Source organism: Luteitalea sp. (assembly GCF_044337415.1).
In the GTDB taxonomy this organism is placed as follows: Bacteria; Acidobacteriota; Vicinamibacteria; order Vicinamibacterales; family Vicinamibacteraceae; genus Luteitalea.
Genome location: NZ_JBIINP010000286.1, coordinates 1 through 4,314, shown reverse-complemented (window position 1 = coordinate 4,314; position 4,314 = coordinate 1). Strand labels below are relative to the sequence as shown.

General features: G+C 70.7%; 3 protein-coding genes and 1 pseudogene. 2 read left to right on the top strand and 2 right to left on the bottom strand.

Going from position 1 to position 4,314, the window contains the following annotated elements; translation table 11 throughout:
• Both ACIRDX_RS21015 and ACIRDX_RS21010 read right to left on the bottom strand, forming a co-directional pair.
• Window positions 1–464: pseudogene (locus tag ACIRDX_RS21015) on the bottom strand (dihydrodipicolinate synthase family protein); the annotation flags it as partial.
• Entirely contained in the window at window positions 464–1,522 is a 1,059-nt protein-coding gene (locus ACIRDX_RS21010; protein ID WP_396627391.1) for an NAD-dependent epimerase/dehydratase family protein, read from the bottom strand. The gene ACIRDX_RS21010 and the pseudogene ACIRDX_RS21015, both read right to left, overlap by 1 nt.
• 58 nt (window positions 1,523–1,580) lie before the next feature.
• Here ACIRDX_RS21010 and ACIRDX_RS21005 point away from each other — a divergent pair, with 58 nt between their 5' ends.
• Together ACIRDX_RS21005 and ACIRDX_RS21000 are read left to right on the top strand one after the other, a co-directional pair.
• Window positions 1,581–2,474: a GNAT family N-acetyltransferase gene (locus tag ACIRDX_RS21005; RefSeq protein WP_396627390.1), complete on the top strand. Its 894-nt coding sequence runs from the start codon at window positions 1,581–1,583 to the stop codon at window positions 2,472–2,474.
• Window positions 2,475–2,569: 95 nt separating this feature from the next.
• Window positions 2,570–3,865 (top strand): lactate racemase domain-containing protein, encoded by a 1,296-nt coding sequence (locus tag ACIRDX_RS21000; protein WP_396627389.1) that lies wholly within the window; start codon window positions 2,570–2,572, stop codon window positions 3,863–3,865.
• Window positions 3,866–4,314 lie beyond the last annotated feature (449 nt).

Genomic DNA, 4,314 nt, shown 5'->3' with positions numbered 1-4,314 from the left:
CCGACCGAGGGCTGCAGGTAGAAGCCCACCACCGGGATCCGCGCCGCCACGGCCTCGCAGTGCGCGACGAGCGCGTCGTCGTCGGCAGTCGAGAGGGCGGCGAGGCTCAACAGCCCCGCGTGATAGCCGAGCGAGACGAGCAGTTCGGCCTCCGCGCACGCCTGTCGCGTGTCGCCGCACACGCCGCCGATGCGCACGAGCGGCACGTCGCGCGCGGCGTCGGCGCGATCCATCTCCTCGCGCGCGAGTGCCAGCACCGGCTGGAACAGGCCCACGTCAGGGCGCCTGATCGCGAACTGCGTGGTGTGCACGCCCACCGCCAGTCCGCCAGCGCCAGCGGCGGTGTAGTACCGCGTGAGCGCACGCTGGCGACGCTCGTCGAAGCGCCCGTCGGGCGTGAGCGCGAGGGGATGTGCCGGGATGACGAGCCCGGAGTCGAGGGCGGCGCGAATTCGCGAGTCCATCAGAACCGCCCGTCCCGCGACTCGAAGTGCGTGGGCTTGCCGAGGCTCGCGCCGCCCCGCGCCACCCAGTCGGCCGTCCAGTCGATCAGTTGCGAGAGCGGCACCTCCGGCGCGCCGAGATCGGCCCAGCCCTTCGTCCCGTTGCTCAGGAGGGCATCCGGCGCCTCGGCGCCGACGAACACGGGAGGTTTGGAGAACCGCTCGCCGAAGGCCGTGCACACGGCGCGCACCGACAGTTCGTCGGGGCCGGCGAGATTGACGACGTAGGACGGCGTATGGGCGTGCAGGAGCGAGGTGATGGCCATGCCGTTGGCGTCGCCCTGCCAGATCACGTTGGCGTAGCCCATGGCGAGGTCGACTGGCGCGCCGGCCAGGACCTTGCGCGCCAGGTCCACGAGCAGGCCGTAGCGCATCTCCGTGGCGTAGTTCAGGCGAAGCATGGCGACTCGCGTGCCGTGCGTGCGGCTGAAGTGCTCGAACATCCGCTCACGCCCCAGGCAGCTCATGGCGTACTCGCCCACCGGCGCCGGCACGTCGTCCTCGCGCGACCCGCCGCGCCCGGCCGGCGTGAGGCCGTACACGTTGCCCGTCGAGAAGGCCGCGATCCGACTCTCCGCGTACCGCTTGCAGACGACGGCGGGCAGCCAGGCGTTCATCGCCCAGGTGAGCGACTCCAGGCCCGACGAGCCGAACTTCCGGCCCGCCATGTAGATGACGTTCGGGGCGTCTGGAAGCGCGGCCACGGCCGACTCGTCGAGCAGATCGCAGCGGATGGTGTCCACGCCGACGCGCCTGAGGGCCTCCTCGTGAGCCGCCTCCGTGAAGCGCGACACGCCGATGACGCGGCGGGTGACGCCGGCCAGGTCGGTGGCCCGCCGGACCATCCGCGCGAGGGTCGGCCCCATCTTTCCCGCGACGCCGAGTACGATGACATCGCCACGAAGGCTGCGCATCGCGTCGACGGCGGCAGGCGTCGGTGTGCTCAGCAGGTCGTCGAGCGCGGCCTCGTCAACGATCGACGCGGGCCATGACGTACTAGGAGAAGACGCGGCGGACATGTGGGGCGCATTCTAGATCGCCACACTCCCCGACCCCATCACCATGTCCTTTCGATCCATGACCCAGGCCGACATCGACGCCGGCCTGCGCCTCTGCCGCCTCAGCCGGTGGAACCAGACGTCCCGAGACTGGGCCCGCTTCCTCGAGGTCGCCACGGGCCGCGCGATCGTCGGCACGCTCGAGGATGGCCACGTGGCCGGCTCGGTCGCCACCACGCGCTACCGCCGCTGGCGTGACGAGGCCGACCTCGACTTCGGGCCCCGGGCGCCGGTGCTGGTGCCGGATGCCGACGTCGCCTGGCTGTCCATGGTGCTCGTCGAACCGGAGTCGCGGGGACGCGGCCTGGGCACGGCACTGCTCGAGCACGGCCTGGCCGCAGTGGCCGACGTGCCCGTCGTGGGCCTCGACGCGACGCCGCTCGGGCGGCCCCTGTACGAGAAGCTGGGGTTCGTGACGGCGGGCACCCTGACACGCCTCGAGCGGCTCTCCCAGGCGCCGGTCTCGGCCGACGGCGTCACGGGCGTGCGCCCCGCCACGGCGGGCGACCTGGCCGCCATTGCGAGAATCGACGCCAGGACCACGGGCCTGGACCGCCGAGCGCTGCTCGCCTGGCTGCTCGAGGGGGCGCCCGACCTCGCCTGGGTGCACGAGGGCCCCGCCGGCATCGACGGCGTGCTGCTCGGACGGCCGGGCCACCAGTTCACGCAGCTCGGGCCCGTCATGTCGCCCTCCACCGGCGTGGCCCTCGGCCTCCTCCGCACGTGCCTGTCGGCCGCCGCGCCCCCGGCGGTCGTGATCGACAGCACGAGCGGACACGCCAGCTGGCACGATGGCCTCGAGGCACTCGGGTTCACGGCGCAACGCCCCTTCACCCGCATGTACCGCGGCGAGGGCCGCCCGGTGACCGACACCGCCCGCCTCTTCGCCATCGTCGGCCCGGAGTTCGGGTAGGGCGGGTCATGCCTCATGCCTCATGCCTCATTGCTCATGCCTCATGAGACATGGCGCATGACTCATGGGGCATGACGAGGGCGTATCATGCCCCCGTGACCGACCCCGCCCAATGTCACTCCGCCATCGCCGACGCCGGCGCAGCCGTCACGGCAGACGCGATTGCGGACGTCCTGGTCCGCACGTGCCCGGTTGACGAGTGGCGCGGGCAGCGCGTGCTGGCCATCGTGCCGGACGGGACGCGCACCGCCCCCGTCGGCCTCGTGTTCAAGCAGCTCTTCGACCAGCTCGCGGGGTCGGTGGCACGGCTGGACGTGATGATCGCGCTCGGCACGCACCAGCCGATGTCGGAGGAGGCCATCTGCCGCCGCCTCGACATGACGATGGAGGAGCGGCAGTCGCGTTATCGCGAGGTGGCGTTCTACAACCACGAGTGGGACAACCCCGCGGCGCTGCATCGCGTCGGCGTGCTCTCGGCCGCACGCATCCACGAGCTCACCGACGGCGCCTTCGACATCGCCGTGCCGGTCGAGATCAACCGGCGGGTGCTCGACTACGACCGGGTGGTGATCATCGGCCCGGTGTTCCCGCACGAGGTGGTCGGCTTCTCGGGCGGCAACAAGTACCTGTTCCCCGGCGTCAGCGGGCCAGACATCCTGAACTTCTTCCACTGGCTGGGCGCCGTGGTCACCAACCCGATGATCATCGGCAGCAAGTGGACGCCGGTGCGCAAGGTGGTGGATGCCGCAGGCGCGCTGGTGCCGGTGCCCAAGGCCTGCCTCTGCCTGGTCGTGCGACCTGACGGCTCACTGGCCGGCATCGTGGGTGGTACGCCCGAAGCCGCGTGGACCGAGGCCAGCGAGGTCTCGCGCCGCACGCACATCCTGTACAAGGACCGGGCGTTCCACACGGTGCTGTCGTGCGTGCCGCCGATGTACGAGGACCTCTGGACCGGCGGGAAGGGCATGTACAAGCTCGAACCGGTCGTGGCCGATGGGGGCGAGCTGATCATCTACGCACCGCACATCTCCGAGGTGTCGGTGACGCATGGGCGGCTGCTGCTCGAGATCGGCTACCACTGCCGCGACTACTTCCGCGGCCAGTGGGATCGGTTCAAGGACAAGCCGTGGGGGGTGCTCGCGCACTCGACGCACGTGCGCGGCGTGGGGACGTACGAGAATGGCGTGGAGCGCTGCCGCATCCAGGTGACGGTCGCCAGCCAGATCCCCGAGCACATCTGCCACCAGATCAACCTGGGCTACCGCGACCCGGCGACCATCGACAAGGAAGCGTTCGCCGACCGCGAGGACGACGGCGTGCTCCTCGTGCGCAAGGCCGGCGAGATGCTCTATCGGCTCAGCAATCCGCCGGACTGGGCGAAGGGCTCATAAGAGCATTGCTATGCCGCGATGCTGCGATGCCGGGAATGTCGACGGCCGGCAGTTTGGATCGCGGCGTTCCCGCCATCGCTGCGTTGTAGCACTGCAAGGCCGGGCGCACGGCGCCAGTCGTCGCAAGGTCCTGGTTCACCTGAAGCCTGCCCTGCCGTCGAGGGCGGCTGACCTGCGGGTTGCCTCGAGATCTTCGACATTCCCGGCATCGCGGCATCGCAGCATTACCGAATGCGCTGTCTGTGAGGGGCCGGCGCGACGACGGTCGCGCTGGCCCCTCTCCCCTCAGAACTCGCGAGGCGGCGTGACGCCGCCTCGCGTGAGCGTTGTCGGCCGAGCTCGCGACCGCGAGCGGAGGCCGACTAGAACTGGAACCTGAGTCCCAGCTGCACCGTCCGCGGATTGCGGGCGAGCGTGCGGATGCGCATGAAGTTCGGGTCGGTCAGGCC

Coding starts and splice junctions, on each gene's coding strand:
- ACIRDX_RS21005 (WP_396627390.1), top strand. CDS start 1,581: ATGACCCAGGCCGACATCGACGCCGGCCTGCGCCTCTGCCGCCTCAGC.
- ACIRDX_RS21010 (WP_396627391.1), bottom strand. CDS start 1,522: ATGTCCGCCGCGTCTTCTCCTAGTACGTCATGGCCCGCGTCGATCGTT.